This is a genomic window from Jatrophihabitans sp. (assembly GCF_051960575.1).
GTDB lineage: Bacteria > Actinomycetota > Actinomycetes > Mycobacteriales > Jatrophihabitantaceae > JBQCEE01.
In genome coordinates this window covers 1-18,140 of record NZ_JBQCEE010000140.1, presented here as the reverse complement: position 1 = coordinate 18,140, position 18,140 = coordinate 1, and the positions used below count along the sequence as shown (strand labels likewise).

Here is an 18,140-nt window from a genome sequence, read left to right as displayed (position 1 = left end):
TCACCCGAGTCGGGCGAGCAGCGCCTGTTCCGGGGGTGTCGGGTCGAGCGACATCACCTGCAGCCGCCCGCGGTGCACCGCGGCGAACGAGCCCGGGTCGAGCGACGTGAGCACCCGGGCGTCGTCGCGCGACAGGCCGAACGCCCCGCGCATCCCGCCGGACACCTCGGGGTCGAGTCGTGCGGTGACGACGAGGTCGGCGTTGGTCAGGGCGACGACGTCGTTCGCGACGAACGGCGTGCGGAACTCCACCCGGCACTGCCACGCCTTCACCGCGCCGACGGGGCCGACGTCGTTCGTCCGGGCCTCGTCGGCCACCAGGCCAGCGTCCGGGGCCGATCCCGGCGGCGCCAGGACGACACCACCCAGCGCCGACCAGCCGGCCGGGCGGGGGGTCACGACCGCCGTCGGTACGCCCGCCGCCACCGCACGCAGCACGAGCAGCCGCGCCGGCGCCGGGGCACCGAGGACGGCGACGCGGGTGCCGTCGCGTCGGAACAGCCGCAGCACGACCGGACCGGTGCGCCCGCGCCCGAGGTGCAGCCCCGTCACCGGCGCGGCGACCGCCTCGACCTGCGGGGGCGGTGCGGACGGCGGCGTCGGCGGCAGTCCGTTCGCGGGCGGCGCGGGCACCGGCGTCGGGCGACGCGTCGGGGCAGTCACGCCCACCCCAGCGCGGAGGTCGCGCACAGCAGCGACGCCTGGTCGCCGCGCGCGGTGCGCAGCCGCACGCCGGCGCGGCGGGCGCCGTCGGCGAGCTCGCGTGGCTGCTCGCCGCCCATGACGCGGACGACCCGCTCGACCCGCACGCCGTCGCCCTCGGGCGTGGCGAGCACGGCGTCGACCACGGTGCGGCCGGGCAGCGCGGCATAGAGCCCACCGAGGTCCGCGGTGCGGTGTGCGGCGTCGAGGCCGCCGGTGCGCGACCAGCCACCCGGGATGCGCACACCGCCACGGGTCTCGTCCGCGGCGACCGGTCCGCCGGGCGGCCCGAACACCTCGGCGAGCAGGTCCTGCGTCGCCGCCTCGTCCAGCAGCCGCACGCGCAGTCCGGCGGCGGTCAGCACCTCGTCCGCACGCACGCTGCAGCGCCGGAGGATCTGGGTGACGGCCGCGTCCGTGCCGCCGCGCGCGTTGATCGCGTCGACCGAGCGGTACGCGTCCAGGGTGAGGACGACGTAGCGGCCGGCGCGGTGCGGCAGCGGCGGCAGCGGTCCGAGTGGCGCCGCCGCGACCGGCGATGCGGTGTGCGCGACCGTGAGCAGCCGGACGCTACCGAGCACGACGTCCTCGACGCGCACCAGTGAGCGCAGTGCCTCGAGCGGGACGGGCCGGTCGTCGGCGAGGACGCCGTCGAGCGCGACCTCGAGCGGCACGCTCCAGGTCGAGCCCGACCTGATCGCCGCGAACGCCCGGCCGCGCGTCGTGGCGGGAACGGGCACCACCTCGAACTCGCCGACCAGCCCGACGAGCCCGGCCGAGCGTGCCTGCCGGCGCCGCCCTCGCAGCGACCACCACGCCGGCACCGCCTGGTACAGCCACAGCCGCCCCACGGGAGCCAGCGCGACCAGCAGCACGAGCACGCCGGCGGCCACCCCGACGATGCGCCACACGCCGCCCGCGGCGACACCGCCCACGCCGGCGGCACCCGCCACCTCGACGAGCAGCAGTTGCTCTCGCGTCGGCTGGGGCATGCACCACCTCGGATCGTCGACAGCGGTGGGTCGGTCCTGTGCCGCCGCATCATGGCAGTTCGCGGCGGGCGGCGCCATCGTCGCGCCACCACGAGGTCGTCCGCGGAAGCCGTCCCGCGCGCGGCCCCTGAGCCCTACGATGAGCCGCGACCGGCCGTGGGAGCACCCGCGATCACAGGCAGGGGGAGGGCACACCGTGGCGCAGTCCCGCCGTGACCAGCTGCAGGCGTACCGCTTCCTCACGCGCCGCGCGCAGTCGGCCCTCGTCGCGGGCGAACCCGACACCCTCGATGCCCCGATGCGCCGCCTCACGACGATCACGCTGGTCAGCGTCTTCGTCGCGCTGCTCGTGGTCGGCGGCGCCGCGCTCAAGGGACTGCTCGGCGGCCGTGCTGCCACGACGGCGAGCAAGGACGGCACCGTCGTGATCGAGGAGGAGACGGGCGCCCGCTACGTCGTGCTCGGCGGCGTGCTGCACCCGGCGCTCAACTTCACTTCGGCCGAACTCGCCGCAGGCAGCGGGAAGGGTCCGGACGTCGTCACCGCAGCACGTGCCGACCTCGCCCACCGCCGACGCGGCGCCACGATCGGCATCGCCGGTCTGCCCGACTCCCTGCCCGCGGCCTCCGGCCTGGTGCACAAGCCGCTCGTCAGCTGCAGCCGCCTCGTGCGCCACGGTGTCGACGGGGTGCAGGCCCGCACCGACGTCTCGCTCGGCGTGCGTCCGTCCACGACGGCCCTGCCGACAGCGGTCGGTGTCGTCGTGCAGACCCCGGGCGGCACGCGGTCGCTGCTGTGGCAGGGCCGCCGCTACGACCTCGCCGACGACCGGGTGGCCACGCAACTCGGGCTCGACTCGGCGCAACCCCTCGTCGTCACGGACGCCTTCCTCGACGCCGTGCCGTTCGGCGGCCGGCTCACCAAGCCGCGGCTCGACAGCAGCGGCGCCTCGACCGCCGTGTCGATCAACGGCACCGACCGACCGGTCGGTCTGGTGCTGCACGTCAGAGACGACGACAGTTGGCGGGTCGTGCTCTCGGACGGCATCGCACCCATCGACCCGCTCGACGCCGTGCTGCTCGGCGGCAACGCCACCACGGTCAGCGCCGCGTCGCTGGTGGGTGCACCGCGCTCGCAGCAGTGGGACAGCGAGCCGATCGCCTCGCAGGTTCGCCTGCTGCCGCCGTCGGTACCGAAGCTCGACGGCGACCCCGCACGGCGCGGCGGTCTCTGCGCCGTGTATGCGAAGCCCTCCGACCCCACCCCGACGTTCGCACTGCCGTCGACGACCGGCGTCACCGGCTTCGGCTCGGTCACCGAGTCGAGCGCCGCGCAGCAGGGCACCGCCGACTCGATCGTCGTCCCCCCCGGTGGCGCCGCGCTCGTCCGCTCGGCGCACAGCGCCACCGTCTTCCTCGTCGCCGACCCGGGGCGCCGCTACGCGCTGCCCTCGGCCGAGGTGCAGGGCATGCTCGGCTACGCCGACGTGACGGCCGACGTCGTGCCCGACTTCCTGCTCTCGACGCTGCCCGGCGGCCCCGCGCTCGACCCGGCGAAGGCGCGCACCACCGCGTCCTGACCTCGCCTGTGAGCGACCTCTGGCATGACCGCCGGCGGCAGGTATTACGGACCGCGAACACAACCTCCTCGTTTAAGCCGTGCTTTAGCGCGGCGGTGCAGGGTGTGCCTCACCGAGCAGTCCGGGGCACAGCAGCACCACTCGGCGAACAGAGGAGGCAGCGATGGCGCAGTACACCACCAACCAGGAGGCCATGGCCCAGGGCGCGGTCAAGGTCGAGGACGCGCAGACCCAGATCCAGGGCCACATCCAGACCCTGCGCTCGGAGGTCGAGACGATGATGGGCGGCTGGCGCGGCGAGGCCGCGAACGCCTTCGTCCAGGTGCACGACGCGTTCGAGCAGCAGGCCAACAAGATCGTCACCGCGCTCGGCCAGATGCACGAGTCGCTCGTCGCGACGCAGCGCACCTACGGCACCAACGAGTCCGACCAGAGCTCGTCGCTGACCGGGCTCGCCGGCCAGATCAACGGCTGACCCCGACCACCACCCCACATCACCGGAAGAGGAGCAACGACCATGGGTGAGATCCACGTCCAGTTCGAGTCCCTGGCCTCCGGCCAGGAGGGCATCAACCGCACCTTCTCGGCGCTGACCAGCACGCTCGAGCAGCTCGAGTCCGACCTGCAGCCGATGATCCAGTCCTGGAGCGGCGCCGCGCAGGAGGCCTACCTGCAGTGCAAGAAGCAGTGGGACGACGCGGCCCAGGCCCTGGCACAGGTGTTGAGCACCATCGGCCAGGCCGTCGGCACCGCGCACGAGAACTACCAGCAGGCCGAGCGCGCCGCCCAGTCGAACTGGAGCTGACACCGGTCCGGGGAGGAGCACCATGACGCAACCCAGCGGGTCGGGCGGCACGACCGACACGGGCTTCAAGGTCGACACCGACAAGTTGCAGGCCGTGGCCGACAAGATCCAGCAACTGTCGGACGACATCACCGGCAACTACATCCCCGGCAGCTACCCGTCGCTGTCGAACGCCCGCGACATCCGCACGATGCTCGCGCCGTTCTGGGGACCGAACCACGACATCTTCGCCGACGCGTACGAGAAGGAGTACGGCGCGCTCGACAAGACCTTCCAGATCATCACCACCCAGTTGCAGAAGCTGCAGCAGGCCGCGTCCGCCACGGCGAGCGGCTACGGGGCGAGCGACACGAACCTGGCCGGCGAGCTGAACAAGCTCAAGCAGCAGCAGGGAGGCTGACCGCGATGACCGACCCGACCGATCGTTCGGTCACCTACACGACCGACGCCAACTCCTTCGGCATCATCGTGGCCCACCAGGGCAACGCGCCCGGTGTCCGTGACCAGTTCACCAAGAGCGATCCCGAGCAGCTCGCGGCGATCGTGAACCAGCTCAACGACACGGCGACCTTCATGGGCGGCGAGGTGCAGACCCGGCTCGCGAACATCGCGGCCGACCTCGCCGACGCGTGGCAGGGCAAGCAGGCCGACGACGCGCTCGCGATCATCAACATCCTCAAGACCGATGCCGGCACGATCGCGGCGAACGCCAAGCAGATCGCGACATCGTTCGACACGTTCCACGGCGCCTGGGTGGCCTACCGCAACGCTGCGATGCAGCTGAGCGACGACAACGACACGGATGCGCACACGATCTTCAGCAACTTCACCACCGCTGAGGAGAACGCGATGCACGGGATGCCGAACAGCCTCACCGCGCACCTGCCGTTCTCGCACAGCGCGCATCCGGGCGCGGGCGGTGGGCCCGGCTCGCTCGGCCAGGTCCCGACCGGACCGGCGTACACCCCGCCGCCGTTCCACGCGGGCGGGGGCGCCGGGATCGGCGGGCTCGGCGGCGGCGGCTCGAGCCTGGCCGGCGCGGGCGTCGGCGGGCTCGGGGACGCCGCACTCGGCAGCACGGGCACCGGCCTCGGCGCCGGCGCGACCGGGGCCGGACTGGCCGGCGCGGGTGCGCCGGGCGGGGTCGGCGCGACCGGCACCGGCGGGGGTGGCTTCCTGCCGCCGTTCGCCGGCGGTGGCGGCGCCGGCAACGACGAGCAGGAGCGGCAGCGCTCGACCTGGCTCGACGAGGACGACGACATCTGGGGTGGCGGCGACGCCCCCTCGAACGTGATCACCTGAGGAGCTGACATGACTACGCCACCGAGTGGGGGCGCCTTCGCCGACGTGTCCGGACTGGTCGCGCGGTTCGCGGAACTGCGCGCCCGGGGAGAGGCCGCCGACGGCATGGTGTCGGTGACGCTCGACGGCACGGGGGGCATCACCGACCTGGTCATCGCGCCGAAGGCCATGCGGCTGGCGGCTGAGGATCTCGCCCTGGCGATCCGCGAGGCGTTCGACGCGGCGCGCGCGGGTGTGCAGGCCGAACTTCAGGCCGCGCCGCCGCCCTCGGCCGTGCCGGCGGATCTCAAGGCCACGCTGGAGGAGATGGGGTTCCAGGCCCAGCGACGGCTGGACGAGATCCTGTCCCTGGCGTCCGACGTCGCCGCCCGCACCCGGCCGGGTGCGCGATGACCGGCATCTCGGTCGACCTCGAGACGATGGCCAAGGCCGTCTACGAGTTCTCGGGGCTGGCCGACGAGGTGCAGCACGGCGTCGACGAGTTGCAGTCGACGATCAACGCCCTGCCGTTCGGCAGCGAGATCGTCTCGCAGGCCTTCAGCGCCCTGTACACCTTCGCCGCCAGCTGGTTCGAGGAGGCGCTCGCCTCGCATCGTGACCTGCTGAAGTTCGCGTCCGACTCGGTCAAGAGCTGGGCCGACGCGATCGGCGCGACCGACGACGACCTGGCCAAGGCGTTCAACACGTTCATGCAGGCCGTCGAGAACGGGGGCTCGTGATGGCGTTCGACACCCTGCCCGGGTTCCTCATCCCGCCGCTGAGCTGGATCGGCGTGCACTGGCCCGACGTCGACGAGTTCCAGCTGCTCGAGATCGCGAACAACTGGTCGGGCATGTCGGGCGATGCCTTGAGCATCGCGCAGAAGGCCGAGCAGACCGCCAAGATGGTGGCAGGCATGGACAGTCAGGACGTGAGCGACTCGGACATCGCCGCGTTCACCGACTGGTTCTACGGCGACGACGGACCCCTCAAGCGACTCAGCGACGACAGCGTCGGCTCCGACCTGATCCGGCTCTCGTGCTACGTCATGGCCGGCGTCGTGATCGCGTTGAAGATCTACTGCGTGATCCAGCTCGTGCAGCTGCTCATCGAGGTGCTCAGCGCCCTCGCGGCGGCGTGGGCGACGTTCGGTGCATCCACCGCCTCCATTCCCGGCTTCATCCTCTTCGTCCGCGGTCTGGTCGAGGCGGCGATCGAGGCGGCGGTCGAGGCGATCAAGACCGAGATCAAGGACATCCTCGACAACGCGCTGCAGATGCTTGTCAAGGTCGCGGTGCGGCAGGCGGCGGCGGCCCTCGGCCACCTGGCCGGCGGCGGGAACCTCGGCGACTCGCTCGCCGGATCGTTGACGGGCGGCCTGAAGGAGATCGGGTCCGACTTCCTGTCCGGCCACGGATCGGGGGTCACCCCGCCGTCCACGTCCTGATCGAGGACGCGTGGTGCGGCCGACGGCGTTGCGCGGGGCTCCCGGTGCGACGCCGTCGGCGGTAGCCTGCGCGCCAGACCGCGAGGCGGGCAGGTGAGCCATGGGCAGCTCGGCACTCGCGAGTCGGCCCGTGGTCGAGGTGGCGGTGACCGCGCTCGGGCCGCTCGCCGTGCGTCACGACGGGCGCGCCGTGCCCGTGCCCGTCGGCAAGCGGCGCGACCTGCTGGCGCTGCTCGTCATCCACGCGCCGCAGCCGGTGCCGGTCGAGCGGCTCATCGACGAACTGTGGGGCGACGAGCCGCCCGCGACCGTGACGACGGCGCTGCAGGTGCACGTGTCCGCCCTGCGCAAGACGCTGGGTGACCGGCTGCGCCACACCGGCGGCGCCTACGCGCTCGAGGTCGACCGCGACGACATCGACGTGCACCGTTTCGACGACATGCTGCGCCGCCGCCGCGACCTCGAGCGGCCGGACGAGATCGCCGCGGCCCTGCGCGAGGCGCTGGCGCTCTGGGGCGGCAGGCCCTACGACGGCAGCGAGACGGCGGCGGCACGGGCCGAGCGACGCCGGCTCGAGGGCGCGCGGCTCGCCGCCGCCCAGGACCTGTTCGGGGTCGAGCTCGCCCGCGGTCGGCACGCCGTGATCGTCGACGACCTCGCGTCCCTCGTGCTCGACCATCCGGACGACGAGCGGCTGGCCACCCATCTCATGCTCGCGCTCTACCGCTGCGGGCGGGTCACCGAGGCGGGTGAGGCCTACCAGCGGCTGCGTGGGGCGCTCGCGGCCATCGGCGCCGAGGCCGCGGAGGCGACCGTCGCGCTCGCCCGGGCCATCACCGTGCGCGACCCGACGCTCGACGTGCAGCCCGCGTCGCTGCGGGCACCGGCCGGCCGGTTCGTCGGCCGGCGCTGGGAGCTCGACCACCTGGCCGGCGTGCTCGCCCGCAACCGCCTGCTCTGCCTGGTGGGGCCGGGCGGCGCGGGCAAGACCCGCCTGGCGTTGCAGCTGGCGCGCGAGCAGCAGGGTGCGCACCCCGACGGCACCAACATCGTCGACCTCGCGGAGGTGACGACCGGCAGCGACGTCGTCGCCACGGTCGCGGCGGCGCTCGGCGCCCGGCAGCGTCCGGGCGAGGAGCTCGACGTCATCACCTCTGCACTCGCGGGGCGCCGCAGCCTGCTGGTGCTCGACAACTGCGAGCACGTCCTGGCCGACGTGCGCGCCGCCGTGGTGCAGGTGCTGGCGCGTTGCAGTGGCGTGCGGGTGCTCGCCACGAGCAGGGTGCCGCTCGACGTCGAGGGCGAGGCGGTCTGGACCGTGTACGGGCTCGCGCTCCCTGCCGAGGGTGCGCCGGCGGAGGCGCTGGCGAAGGCCGATGCCGTGCGCCTGCTCGCCGACCGGGGCGCGGCGGTGCGTCCCGGGTTCGCCGTCGACGCCGGCACGCTCCCTTCGATCGTCGCGGTCTGCCGCCGGCTCGACGGTCTGCCGCTCGCGATCGTGATGGCCGCACCGCAGCTGCGGGCGATGACCATCCACGAGATCGAGCAGCGACTCGTGCACCGCCTCGACCTCGCCGCACGCGCCGGCGGCAACGGCCGGCACGCGACGATGCGGGCCGCCGTCGACTGGAGCCACGCCCTGCTCGATCCAGCGGATCAACGCCTGCTGAGGCGCCTGTCGGTGTTCGCCGGCGGGGCACAGTTGCCGGCCGTCGAGACGGTGGTGGCGGACGGGACGCTCGAGGTCGCGACGATCGGCGAGGGCCTGCGCCGTCTCGTCGACCAGTCGCTGCTCGTGGTCACCGGGACGCCGGACGGCACCCGCTTCGGGATGCTCGAGACGATCGAGGAATTCGCCGCCGAACGGCTCGCGGACGCTCCCGAGGCCGGCGACATCCGCAGCCGTCACGCCGACTGGGTGGCGGCCTCGGTGGCGACACCGCTCGGCGGCGCCGCGCACCGCGCGCAGCTGGCCTGGTTGCGTTCCGAGTACGACAACGTCCGCGCGGCGCTCGACTGGTGCGTCACGGCCGGCCCGGTCCTCGGGCTGCGCATCGCCGTGTCCGTCGCTGACTTCTGGGCGCTGGCCGGCCGTGGGGCCGAGGGGCGCCGTCGGCTCGCACAGCTGCTCGACGCGGCACCGCCGGAGGCGCCGGAGCGTGCCGACGCGCTGCTCTCTGCGGCCGTCCTCGCCCGCAGTGAGCTCGATCTGCCGGCATCGTGGCGCCTGGCCACGCAGGCCGTCGACGGCTACCGCGACCACGGCGACACCGTCGGCGTCGCCCGGGGTCTCACCGAACTGGGCGCCACGGCGGCAGCATCCGGCGACCTCGATGCCTCGCTGCGCTCGGCGACCGATGCGCTGCGCACGGCCGTGTCGACCGGCGACGACGCGGCGATCGCTGCGGCGGAGATGGCGTTCGGGGTGACGCTGCGCTGCCTCGGCCGGATCGACGACGCGGACGAGTCGTTCGTGTCCGCCGTCGGGCGCTTCGAGCGGCGGGGCGACCGTCGGGGCGTCGCGGCCGCGTCCTACAACCTCGGTGTCACTGCCCGCCGCCGGGGTGATCTCGCCCAGGCGCGCGCGATGTCGTTGCGCAGCCTCCGGCTCTACCGCGAACTGGAACTGCCGGCCGGCCAGGCCGACGTCCTCGAGGCCCTCGCCTACCTCGCCGTCGCGGCCCGGCGACCCGCCGAGGCGGTGCGCCTGCTCGCCGTCGCCGAGCGGGTCCGGCGCGATCTCGGCGCCCAGGCGTTCACGCCCGACGAGGTCGCCGACCGGCGGGCCGCGGCGGCGGTCAGCACCGCCTCGCTGCCGCCCGTCGAGGTGCTCGCGATCGAGACTTGTGCGCTGGCCGAGGCCCTCGACGACGTGGTCGCCGAGCTGCTGGTGTGAGCGGACGGCGCCGTCACCCGGCGGGGCGCAACGGTGCGCGGCGGCGGCGCAGGGCGGCGCCGGCGCCGAGCAGCGCGGCCAGGCCGAGCAGGCCGCCCGCGACCGCGAAGGACGTGACGCCGGTCGTGCTGTCGGTCGTGGCCGACGGCGCCGGGAGCGTGACCCGGTCTGCGCCAACGGGCGAGGCGGGTACGAGCGCTGCCGGTTGGGCGACGACGGCACGCACCGGGTCGACGATCCCGTAGCCGTAGGACGTGGTGGGCACCGAGTCCGGCGGCGGCGCGGCGGTGGCCTCCAGCCGCCGCACGATCTGCGCGGCGGTGAGCTCCGGGTGGGCCGACCATGCCAAGGCCACCGCGCCGGTGACGAACGGCGTGGCGAAACTCGTGCCCTGCAGGTTCAGCGAGTACCCCGAGCCGGGTGCGGGTGCCTCGATCCCGACACCCGGCGCGGCGATGTCGACGTACCGGCCGTGCTCGGAGAACGACGCGGTCTGGTCGGTCTGGTCGACCGCGGCCACGGCGAGCACGTTGTCGAACTCCTGCGAGTAGCCGGCGGGGTAGGGCACGGCGTTGTTGCCCTGCGCGTCGTTGCCCGCGGCCGCGACGATGACCACGCCCTGCTGCTGCGCGTCGCTCACGGCCTGCCGCAGGGCCGGTGCGTCATCGGCCGCGATCGAGACGTTGATGACCCGGACGGCGCGGATCTCGAGCGCGGCCTCGATGGCGGCCGCGAGCCGGGCCGTGCCGTTCGGGTCGCGCTGGTCACTGTTGGTCTGCTTGATCGGCACGACGGTGACGCCCGGCGCCACCCCGGTGAACGCGGTGCCCGGCACCTTCGGCGCCGCGATGATCCCCGTGACGGCGGTGCCGTGCCCGACGCAGTCGCGCACGGTCGCCTCGGACGGCACCTCGCTGATGCCCGCCCGGTAGCGGATCGCCTCCATCTGCGGGTTGCCCGTGTCGACGCCGCTGTCGATCACGGCCACCGTGATGCCCTCGCCGGTGGTCACCGGCCAGACGTCCTGGAAGCCGAGCCGGGTCTGCGCGAAGGGCACCGCGGTGCTCTCGGGCACGCCGGCGGCCGGTGCGCAATCGGCAGCGGCGGCCGGCGCCGACGGCCCGACCGCGACGGCGGCGACCAGCAGGGCGCAGGCGAGCCCCGCGCCCCGCCGCCTCATGGTGTGGCCTCGTAGCGGAAGCCCGCCTCGTCGGCGAGGCTCACGGTCGTCCCCGGCTCGATCGGAGTCGGCGTGCCGGCGGGCAGGCGGCGGGGTTGCTGCCACGGCGCGGTGACGAGCGTGCCGTTGATCGAGCCGAGGTCGGTGACGAGCACCTGCCAGCCGTCGACCGACACCGCCACGTGGGTGCGCGAGACGTCGCGCCGGGGGGTGTCGACCGGGACGAGGTGGCGGCCGCTGCCCGGGGTGGGGTCGACCGGGTCGCGGCCGACGAGCACGCTGCGGTCGAGCGGGACGACGGCGCCGGTCGAAAAGCGCAGCACGCCGAGCGTCGGCTGCGGCACGGTCACCGGGAGCTGCGGTGGCACGGGGCGCCCGCAGACACGACAGAGCGGGTTGGTCAGCGGGTTGAGGTGGTCGAGCTCGCAGCGCACCGCCTGCACGTCCGCCCCGCGCGCCGCCTCCTGCGGCAGGGTCTCGATGACCGGCGCCGGCATGGTGCTGAACAAGCTCGCCGCGTCGGCGAAGTACTGCGTGCTGTCGGCCCGCACCGGGGCTGCCGGACGCGGTGCGGCCGGTGGCGGGGGTGCGGCCTGCGGGATCGGCCGCGCAGGTGCGGGCGCTGTCGCCTGCGGCGCTGTCGCCTGCGGCGCTGCCGTGGGCGGCGCGGGCGGGTGCGGGGCCGGGGGCGGCCACGGGCCGGCCGTGGGCAACCCGGCCGGCGACGCGTCCGGCACCGACGGCGCCTGCACCGTCAGACCGGCACTGCGGCAGGCCACCGTGTCGGCATCGGGGGCCAGTTCGCCGATCACCGGATGCGGTTCGGGCAGCGCGAGGTCGAGGTGGTTCGGCCGCGCCGGCAGCACCTGCGTGCGCACGTCGTCGCGCCCGGCGCTGCGCACGGACGCGCGGGTCGCGCCGACCTGCACCTGCACGGTGGCCCCGCCGCGCACCAGCACGCGTCCGCCCACCTCGTCGAGCCGGACGATCGCCCAGTGCGGGGCAGCCGACGCCGTGAGCACCGCCCGGATGTCGACCGCCTCGGCACGGTCGCGAAGCAGTTGCCGGCACTGCGCCACCACCGGGTCGCCCGGCGGCAGGTCGAGCAGCGCCCACGCGTCACGACCTGCGACGAGCACGCCGCGCGGTGGTGCCGCGCCGGTTGCGTCCATCGCCCGAGGCTCCCGTCCACCCGCGTCGTCGACCGCGGTTCCGTGAGCGCATCCTGCCACTCCGGCGGGGTCTGCGGGGGGGCCTCCGCGATCAGCGGACGAGCGGCGCGCGACATCGAAGTAGCTCGCTGGTCGATATCCGACCACGGAGCTACTTCGATCTTGGGCGTAGCGAGCGGGCCCGTCGGCACCGTGATCCGGCTCGGTCAAGAAAAGGATCTTGATGTCGACGCCGGGACCCGTCCCGCCTGCGGCATCTCGGTCGGGTCTCGCGAGGGAAGGCGTCAGCGACCCTGGAAGTTCGGCGTGCGCTTCTCGGCGAAGGCGCGCGGGCCCTCCTTCGCGTCCTCGCTCTGGAAGACCTGCATGCCGAGCTTGGCGTCGATGCGGAACGCGTCGTTCTCGGGCATCGCCTCGGTGTCGCGGATGGTGCGCAGCACGGCCTGCACGGCCAGCGGCCCGTTCGCGGCGATCATGCCGGCGAGTTCGAGGGCCTTGTCGAGCGCGGTGCCGTCGGGCACCACGTGGCCGATCAGGCCGATGCGGTAGGCCTCGTCCGCCTTGATGTGCCGGCCGGTCAGCAGCAGGTCGGCGGCGATCGTGTACGGGATCTGACGCACGAGACGCACCGCCGAGCCGCCGAGCGGGAAGAGCCCCCACCTCGGCTCGGAGACGCCGAAGCGGGCCGACTCGCCGGCGACGCGGATGTCGGTGGCCTGCAGGATCTCGGTGCCGCCGGCGATCGCCGGACCCTCGACCGCCGCGATGAGCGGCTTGGTGAGTCGGCGTCCCTTCAGCAGCGGCTCGATGAACGACGGGTCGAACGAGCCCGCGTTGTCGCCCGGGTGCGAGCTGTTCATGGCCTTGAGGTCCATGCCCGCGCAGAACGCCCCGCCCGCGCCGGTGAGGACGGCGCACCTGATCGACGGGTCGCTGTCGACCCGGTTCCACGCCGCGGTGAGCCCGTCGAGCATCGGCCGGGAGAGGGCGTTGCGCGCCTCCGGGCGGTTCATCGTCACGATGAGCACGCCACCGCGTTGTTCGGTGAGCAGGTGCTGGTCGTCGGGCGTCGGCGCGGTCATCGGTCGCTCCTGTCACGAGCTGCGTCTTGCGGCGAACGATAACACGTTCTAGTTTTGCCGCGAGACCGGAACCGGCTCGCCCGACGCGGGAGGAACACGTGGCCTACAACATCGCGGACCTGTTCGAGCACGCGGTCGACTGGTTCCCCGAACGCCTCGCCGTCACGTGCGGCGACGACGAGCTGACCTACGCCGGGCTCGAGGACCAGGCCAACCGGCTCGCCCACCACCTGGCCGCGCACGGGGTCGGCGCCGGCAGCCACGTCGGCATGTGCACCCGCAACCGGCTGCAGTCGATCGTCACGATGCTGGCGGTCTACAAGCTGCGGGCGGCGCTCATCAACGTGAACTACCGCTACACGGCCAACGAGATCCGGTATGTGCTCGACAACGCCGACGTCGTCGCGCTCGTGCACGAGCGGATGTTCAGCGACCGCGTCGCCGAGGCGCTGCCGGGCGCCCCGAGCGTCACGCACACGGTCGTGATCGAGGACGAGAGCGACCTGCCGTTCCAGGGCGTCGCCTACACCGAGGCGCTCGCGTCGAGCCGCGGCGACCGCGACTTCGAGCAGCGCAGCGGCGACGACCTCTACATCCTCTACACCGGTGGGACGACCGGGCAGCCGAAGGGCGTGCTCTGGCGGCACGAGGACGTGTGGCGCACGCTCGGCGGCGGCATCGACTTCCTGACCGGGACGCCGCTCGAGAGCGAGTGGGCGCAGGCCGAGGCGGGCAAGGCGAGCGGCGGGCTGCGGCGGCTCTGTCTCGCGCCGCTCATCCACGGCAACGCCCAGTGGGCCGGGCTGATGGCGCTCTTCGGCGGCGACACCGTCAACCTGCTGACGCAGTTCGACCCGGCGGAGGTGTGGCGCACGGTCGAACGGCGGCAGTCGAACCTCATCGTGCTGATCGGCGACGCGATGGCCCGCCCGATGATCGAGGCGTACCGCGCCGGCAGCTACGACACGTCCAGCCTGTTCGCGATCTCGAGCAGCGCCGCGCTCTTCTCGCAGGCGGTGAAGAACGAGTACCTCGAGGCGCTGCCGAACGTGATCATCACCGACGCGATCGGCTCGAGCGAGACCGGTTTCATGGGCATCGGCATGGTGACCAAGGACAGCGAGCAGGGCGTCGGCGGCCCACGCGTCTCGGCGGGCAAGGACACCATCGTCATCGACCTCGACAACCGACCGATCCCCGCGGGGTCGGACGAGATCGGCCGGCTCGCGCGCGGTGGCTACATCCCGCTGGGGTACTACAAGGACCCGGAGAAGACCGCGCGGCTGTTCGTCGAGGTCGACGGCAAGCGCTACACGGTGCCCGGCGACTTCGCCCGGCACGAGGCCGACGGCACGATCACGCTGCTGGGCCGCGGCAACACCTGCGTCAACACCGGCGGCGAGAAGGTCTTCCCCGAGGAGGTCGAGGCGGCGCTCATGTCGCACCCGGACGTCTTCGACGTCCTGGTGATCGGCGTCCCGGACGAGCGGCTGGGCCAGCGGGTCGCGGCGGTCGTCGAACCGCGGCCGGGCACGCACCCGACGTTCGAGGAGCTGACCAAGCACGTGCGCGCCGAGCTCGCCGGGTACAAGGTGCCGAGGGCGATCTGGCTGGTCGACAAGGTGCAGCGGCTGGCGACGGGCAAGGCCGACTACCGCTGGGCCGGCGAGTACGCCAAGCAGCACCTCGGCGCCGAGCTGGCGGGGGCCGTCTGATGCACACCCCGATCTGCGACGAGCTCGGCATCACCTACCCGATCATCGGCTTCACGCCGTCCGAGCACGTGGCCGCCGCGATCAGCCGCGCCGGCGGGCTCGGGGTGCTCGGCTGCGTGCGGTTCAACGAGGCCGACGAGCTCGACGCCGTGCTCGACTGGATGGACGCGAACACTCTCGGGTTGCCCTACGGCGTCGACATCGTGATGCCGGCGAAGGTACCGACCGAGGGCACCGTCACCGACCTCGGGCAGTACATCCCCGAGGGGCACCGCCGGTTCGTGAACGACACGCTGCACAAGCTCGGGGTGCCCCCGCTGCCCGCCGACGACGACCCGGACGCCGGGGGAGTGCTCGGCTGGCTGCACTCGGTGGCCCGTTCGCACGTCGACGTCGCGCTGCAGCACCGGCCGCGCCTCATCGCGAACGCCCTCGGCTCGCCGCCGAAGGACGTGATCGACGAGGCGCACGCCGCGGGCGTGCCGGTCGCAGCGCTGGCCGGGAAGGCCAAGCATGCGCGCTCGCACATCGACAACGGCGTGGACATCGTCATCGCCCAGGGCACCGAGGCCGGCGGTCACACCGGCGAGATCGCGACGATGGTGCTCGTGCCCGAGATCGTGGACGCCGTCGGGGCCGACGGGCACGTGCTCGCCGCCGGCGGCATCGGTTCCGGGCGGCAGATCGCTGCCTCCCTCGCGCTCGGCGCCGACGGGGTCTGGATGGGGTCGTACTGGCTGACCACGCAGGAGTACGTGCTCGGCAACAGCCACGCGATGCAGCAGGCGCTCGTCGGTGCCGGCAGCGACCAGACCGTGCGCTCGCGCATCTACAGCGGCAAGCCTGCACGCCTGTTGAGGACGCGCTGGACGGACGCGTGGGCCGAGGAGGGTGCGCCGTCGCCGCTGCCGATGCCCCTGCAGAATCTGCTCGTGGCCGAGGCGCACAAGCGCATCGCCGTCGCCGACGACCCGTCGGTGGTGGCCATGCCGGTGGGCCAGATCGTCGGACGCATGAACGCGGTGCGTCCGGTCGCCGATCTCATCGACGAACTGGTCGCCGACTTCGACCAGGCGATGACGCGGCTGGACAAGGTCCGCGGCGGCTGAGGGCGTGCACCGCAGTGTGCTGATCACCGGCGCCGCCGGCGGGCTCGGGGCGGCGACGGCCGAGCGGTTCGTCGCCGGCGGGTGGCAGGTGTTCGCCGCCGACCTCAAGGCCCCTGCCGATCGTCCCGGGCTGGTCGGTCTCGAACTGGACGTGACCAGCGGGGCTTCCTGCGCGGCGGCGGCCGACCGGATCGCGTCGCACACCGAGGGGCTCGGCGCCGTCGTCAACTTCGCCGGCGTGCTCGAGGTGGGGCCGCTCGTCGAGGTCGATGAGGCGGCGCTACAACGGGTGTTGGACGTCAACGTGCTCGGCACCTACCGGGTCAACAAGGCGATGTTCCCACTCGTGCGCTCGGGCGGCGGCCGGGTCGTCACCGTGAGCTCCGAGACCGGCTGGCAGCACGCGCTGATGCTGAACGGCCCCTACGCCATGAGCAAGCATGCGATCGAGGCGTACTCCGATGCGCTGCGCCGCGAGCTGATGTTCGTCGACATCCCGGTGATCACCCTGCAGCCGGGTCCGTTCCGCACCGCGATGACCGGCAGCATCGCCGAGAAGTTCGCTGCCGCCCGCCGGCCCGGCTCGCCCTTCCAGCGGCTGGTGGCGAAGGTCGGTCGCGCCGCAGCGCGCGAGGAACGTTCGGCGCACGACCCCGCGCTGCTCGCCGACGTGGTGTGGCAGGCCGTCACCTCGCCGCGGCCTCGAGCCCGGTACTCGGTGCGTCCGGCACCATCACGGGTGCTGCTCCACTACCTGCCGACACCGCTCACCGACCGACTGCCGAAGGTGGCCCTGCGTTGAACCCCGAGCCGATGACCCCCGACCCGTTCGCGCCGGCGCGGCTCGGCCCGATCACGCTGCGTAACCGCACCATCAAGGCCGCGACCTTCGAGGGGCGTGCGCCGAAGGGGCTCGTCTCCGACGAGCTGATCGACTTCCACCGCACCATGGCGGTCGGCGGCGTCGGCATGACGACGGTCGCCTACCTCGCGGTCGCGCCCGAGGGACGCACCGAGCGGCGCCAGATCCACTGGCGCGACGAGGCGATGCCGGGGCTGCGCCGGCTCACCGACGCGGTGCACGCCGAGGGCGCTGCGATCTCGGCGCAGATCGGTCACGCCGGGCCGGTGGCCGACGGGCGCAGCAACCGCCTGCCCGTGCTGTCGCCCAGCCGCATGATCTCGCCGCTCGCGATGATGCCGACCAAGGCGGCGACCATCGCCGACCTGCAGCGCATCACCGCCGCGCATGCCGACGCGGCCCGGCGGGCGATCGAGGCGGGCTTCGACGCCGTCGAGGTGCACCTGGGTCACAACTACCTCGCCAGCGCCTTCCTGTCGCCGCGCCTCAACAGGCGTCGAGACGGCTACGGAGGGTCGCTCGAGAACCGGGCGCGCTTCCCGCGCGAGATCATGCGGGCCGTGCGCGACGCGGTCGGCGACCGCATCGCCGTGCTGGCCAAGCTGAACATGGACGACGGCGTCAAGCGCGGCTTCGGGCTCGCCGAGGCGGTGCAGGTCGCGCGTTGGCTCGAGGCCGACGGATCGCTCGACGCCCTCGAGATGACGGCCGGCTCGTCGCTGCTCAACCCGATGTACCTGTTCAAGGGGCCCGCGCCGCTCAAGGAGTTCGCCGCCCAGATGCGCGAACCGGTGCGTACCGGCATCCGCATCTTCGGCCGCACCCGGCTGCACAGCTACCCGTACACCGACGCCTACCTGCTCGAGGACGCCAAGCGGGTGCGCGCGGCGGTGTCGCTGCCGATGATCCTGCTCGGCGGTGTCACCAACCGGGCCGTGATCGACAAGGCGCTGGCCGAGGGGTTCGAGTTCGTCGCGATGGGCCGCGCCCTGCTCGCCGAGCCGGATCTCGTCCGCCGCATGCAGGCCGACGCCGCCGTCGCTTCCAAGTGCATCCACTGCAACCGCTGCATGCCCACCATCTACGTCGGCAGCCACTGCAAGCAGTTCGGCACCTTCGCCCCGGCCCGCGCCGCCGCCTCGCGCTGACGTCGCGCCTGCCGCGCCGCGTCCTCGTCTCGTGACGGATCCCGGATCTCGTGACGGATCCCGGATCTCGTGACGGATCCCGAATCTCGGTGCGGCGGTTTGCGCCCGCACGACGTCCGGGATCCGTCACCCGCCGCGGCCACCCTACCGTGATGCTGCGGGTCGAGGGC

The 18,140-nt window shown here is 73.3% G+C and carries 18 protein-coding genes; 13 read left to right on the top strand and 5 right to left on the bottom strand.

The window, feature by feature from the left end:
- Together ACTHMS_RS07715 and ACTHMS_RS07710 are read right to left on the bottom strand one after the other, a co-directional pair.
- A complete protein-coding gene (locus ACTHMS_RS07715; protein WP_440306081.1) occupies positions 1 to 663 on the bottom strand; it encodes a hypothetical protein in 663 nt (220 codons plus the stop codon).
- On the bottom strand, positions 660 to 1,694 hold the full coding sequence (locus ACTHMS_RS07710) for a type VII secretion protein EccE (protein ID WP_440306080.1): 1,035 nt from the start codon (positions 1,692 to 1,694) through the stop codon (positions 660 to 662). Before ACTHMS_RS07710 ends, ACTHMS_RS07715 begins: the two co-directional genes overlap by 4 nt.
- A 196-nt stretch (positions 1,695 to 1,890) precedes the next feature.
- Between ACTHMS_RS07710 and eccB the strand changes: the two genes are divergently transcribed.
- The 9 genes from eccB (at position 1,891) to ACTHMS_RS07665 (ending at position 9,702) form a co-directional block, all read left to right on the top strand.
- On the top strand, positions 1,891 to 3,273 hold the full coding sequence (eccB, locus tag ACTHMS_RS07705; RefSeq protein ID WP_440306079.1) for a type VII secretion protein EccB: 1,383 nt from the start codon (positions 1,891 to 1,893) through the stop codon (positions 3,271 to 3,273).
- A 163-nt stretch (positions 3,274 to 3,436) separates the two neighbouring features.
- Positions 3,437 to 3,748 (top strand): WXG100 family type VII secretion target, encoded by a 312-nt coding sequence (locus ACTHMS_RS07700; protein ID WP_440306078.1) that lies wholly within the window; start codon positions 3,437 to 3,439, stop codon positions 3,746 to 3,748.
- Positions 3,749 to 3,790: 42 nt separating this feature from the next.
- Positions 3,791 to 4,078 (top strand): WXG100 family type VII secretion target, encoded by a 288-nt coding sequence (locus ACTHMS_RS07695; protein WP_440306077.1) that lies wholly within the window; start codon positions 3,791 to 3,793, stop codon positions 4,076 to 4,078.
- Between the two features lie 22 nt (positions 4,079 to 4,100).
- Entirely contained in the window at positions 4,101 to 4,478 is a 378-nt protein-coding gene (locus tag ACTHMS_RS07690) for a hypothetical protein (protein ID WP_440306076.1), read from the top strand.
- A 5-nt stretch (positions 4,479 to 4,483) separates the two neighbouring features.
- Positions 4,484 to 5,380 carry a hypothetical protein gene (locus tag ACTHMS_RS07685; RefSeq protein ID WP_440306075.1) on the top strand — a complete coding sequence of 299 codons (897 nt, stop codon included), beginning with the start codon at positions 4,484 to 4,486 and terminating at the stop codon, positions 5,378 to 5,380.
- Positions 5,381 to 5,389: 9 nt separating this feature from the next.
- On the top strand, positions 5,390 to 5,773 hold the full coding sequence (locus tag ACTHMS_RS07680) for a YbaB/EbfC family nucleoid-associated protein (RefSeq protein WP_440306074.1): 384 nt from the start codon (positions 5,390 to 5,392) through the stop codon (positions 5,771 to 5,773).
- The gene (locus ACTHMS_RS07675) at positions 5,770 to 6,099 is read left to right on the top strand and encodes a hypothetical protein (protein ID WP_440306073.1); all 330 of its coding nucleotides are present in this window, start codon (positions 5,770 to 5,772) and stop codon (positions 6,097 to 6,099) included. The genes ACTHMS_RS07680 and ACTHMS_RS07675 overlap by 4 nt, the downstream gene beginning before the upstream one ends.
- The gene (locus ACTHMS_RS07670) at positions 6,099 to 6,806 is read left to right on the top strand and encodes a hypothetical protein (RefSeq protein ID WP_440306072.1); all 708 of its coding nucleotides are present in this window, start codon (positions 6,099 to 6,101) and stop codon (positions 6,804 to 6,806) included. Before ACTHMS_RS07675 ends, ACTHMS_RS07670 begins: the two co-directional genes overlap by 1 nt.
- A 100-nt stretch (positions 6,807 to 6,906) precedes the next feature.
- The gene (locus tag ACTHMS_RS07665) at positions 6,907 to 9,702 is read left to right on the top strand and encodes a BTAD domain-containing putative transcriptional regulator (protein WP_440306071.1); all 2,796 of its coding nucleotides are present in this window, start codon (positions 6,907 to 6,909) and stop codon (positions 9,700 to 9,702) included.
- 13 nt (positions 9,703 to 9,715) lie between these two features.
- Here the strand turns inward: ACTHMS_RS07665 and ACTHMS_RS07660 are convergent, their stop codons facing one another.
- From ACTHMS_RS07660 to ACTHMS_RS07650, 3 genes are all read right to left on the bottom strand, one after another.
- Complete coding sequence (locus ACTHMS_RS07660; protein WP_440306070.1) at positions 9,716 to 10,882, bottom strand: S8 family serine peptidase; 1,167 nt, start codon at positions 10,880 to 10,882, stop codon at positions 9,716 to 9,718.
- The gene (locus ACTHMS_RS07655) at positions 10,879 to 12,054 is read right to left on the bottom strand and encodes an FHA domain-containing protein (protein ID WP_440306069.1); all 1,176 of its coding nucleotides are present in this window, start codon (positions 12,052 to 12,054) and stop codon (positions 10,879 to 10,881) included. Before ACTHMS_RS07655 ends, ACTHMS_RS07660 begins: the two co-directional genes overlap by 4 nt.
- 284 nt (positions 12,055 to 12,338) lie before the next feature.
- Entirely contained in the window at positions 12,339 to 13,136 is a 798-nt protein-coding gene (locus ACTHMS_RS07650; protein WP_440306068.1) for a crotonase/enoyl-CoA hydratase family protein, read from the bottom strand.
- Between the two features lie 98 nt (positions 13,137 to 13,234).
- Between ACTHMS_RS07650 and ACTHMS_RS07645 the strand changes: the two genes are divergently transcribed.
- From ACTHMS_RS07645 to ACTHMS_RS07630, 4 genes are read left to right on the top strand one after another with little or no spacing between them, the layout of a single operon-like run.
- On the top strand, positions 13,235 to 14,851 hold the full coding sequence (locus ACTHMS_RS07645) for an acyl-CoA synthetase (protein WP_440306067.1): 1,617 nt from the start codon (positions 13,235 to 13,237) through the stop codon (positions 14,849 to 14,851).
- Complete coding sequence (locus tag ACTHMS_RS07640; protein WP_440306066.1) at positions 14,851 to 15,960, top strand: NAD(P)H-dependent flavin oxidoreductase; 1,110 nt, start codon at positions 14,851 to 14,853, stop codon at positions 15,958 to 15,960. The genes ACTHMS_RS07645 and ACTHMS_RS07640 overlap by 1 nt, the downstream gene beginning before the upstream one ends.
- A gap of 4 nt (positions 15,961 to 15,964) precedes the next feature.
- Complete coding sequence (locus ACTHMS_RS07635) at positions 15,965 to 16,762, top strand: SDR family NAD(P)-dependent oxidoreductase (RefSeq protein ID WP_440306065.1); 798 nt, start codon at positions 15,965 to 15,967, stop codon at positions 16,760 to 16,762.
- An 11-nt stretch (positions 16,763 to 16,773) separates the two neighbouring features.
- Positions 16,774 to 17,970, top strand: coding sequence for an NADH:flavin oxidoreductase (locus ACTHMS_RS07630; RefSeq protein ID WP_440306088.1), 1,197 nt, complete (start codon positions 16,774 to 16,776; stop codon positions 17,968 to 17,970).
- The last annotated feature ends 170 nt before the right edge of the window (positions 17,971 to 18,140 follow it).

Excerpts from the sequence above, each read along its gene's own strand:
- ACTHMS_RS07710 (WP_440306080.1), bottom strand. The coding sequence starts at position 1,694 with ATGCCCCAGCCGACGCGAGAGCAACTGCTGCTCGTCGAGGTGGCGGGT.
- ACTHMS_RS07700 (WP_440306078.1), top strand. The coding sequence starts at position 3,437 with ATGGCGCAGTACACCACCAACCAGGAGGCCATGGCCCAGGGCGCGGTC.
- ACTHMS_RS07695 (WP_440306077.1), top strand. The coding sequence starts at position 3,791 with ATGGGTGAGATCCACGTCCAGTTCGAGTCCCTGGCCTCCGGCCAGGAG.
- ACTHMS_RS07690 (WP_440306076.1), top strand. The coding sequence starts at position 4,101 with ATGACGCAACCCAGCGGGTCGGGCGGCACGACCGACACGGGCTTCAAG.
- ACTHMS_RS07685 (WP_440306075.1), top strand. The coding sequence starts at position 4,484 with ATGACCGACCCGACCGATCGTTCGGTCACCTACACGACCGACGCCAAC.
- ACTHMS_RS07680 (WP_440306074.1), top strand. The coding sequence starts at position 5,390 with ATGACTACGCCACCGAGTGGGGGCGCCTTCGCCGACGTGTCCGGACTG.
- ACTHMS_RS07675 (WP_440306073.1), top strand. The coding sequence starts at position 5,770 with ATGACCGGCATCTCGGTCGACCTCGAGACGATGGCCAAGGCCGTCTAC.
- ACTHMS_RS07670 (WP_440306072.1), top strand. The coding sequence starts at position 6,099 with ATGGCGTTCGACACCCTGCCCGGGTTCCTCATCCCGCCGCTGAGCTGG.
- ACTHMS_RS07665 (WP_440306071.1), top strand. The coding sequence starts at position 6,907 with ATGGGCAGCTCGGCACTCGCGAGTCGGCCCGTGGTCGAGGTGGCGGTG.
- ACTHMS_RS07660 (WP_440306070.1), bottom strand. The coding sequence starts at position 10,882 with ATGAGGCGGCGGGGCGCGGGGCTCGCCTGCGCCCTGCTGGTCGCCGCC.
- ACTHMS_RS07655 (WP_440306069.1), bottom strand. The coding sequence starts at position 12,054 with ATGGACGCAACCGGCGCGGCACCACCGCGCGGCGTGCTCGTCGCAGGT.
- ACTHMS_RS07650 (WP_440306068.1), bottom strand. The coding sequence starts at position 13,136 with ATGACCGCGCCGACGCCCGACGACCAGCACCTGCTCACCGAACAACGC.
- ACTHMS_RS07640 (WP_440306066.1), top strand. The coding sequence starts at position 14,851 with ATGCACACCCCGATCTGCGACGAGCTCGGCATCACCTACCCGATCATC.
- ACTHMS_RS07630 (WP_440306088.1), top strand. The coding sequence starts at position 16,774 with ATGACCCCCGACCCGTTCGCGCCGGCGCGGCTCGGCCCGATCACGCTG.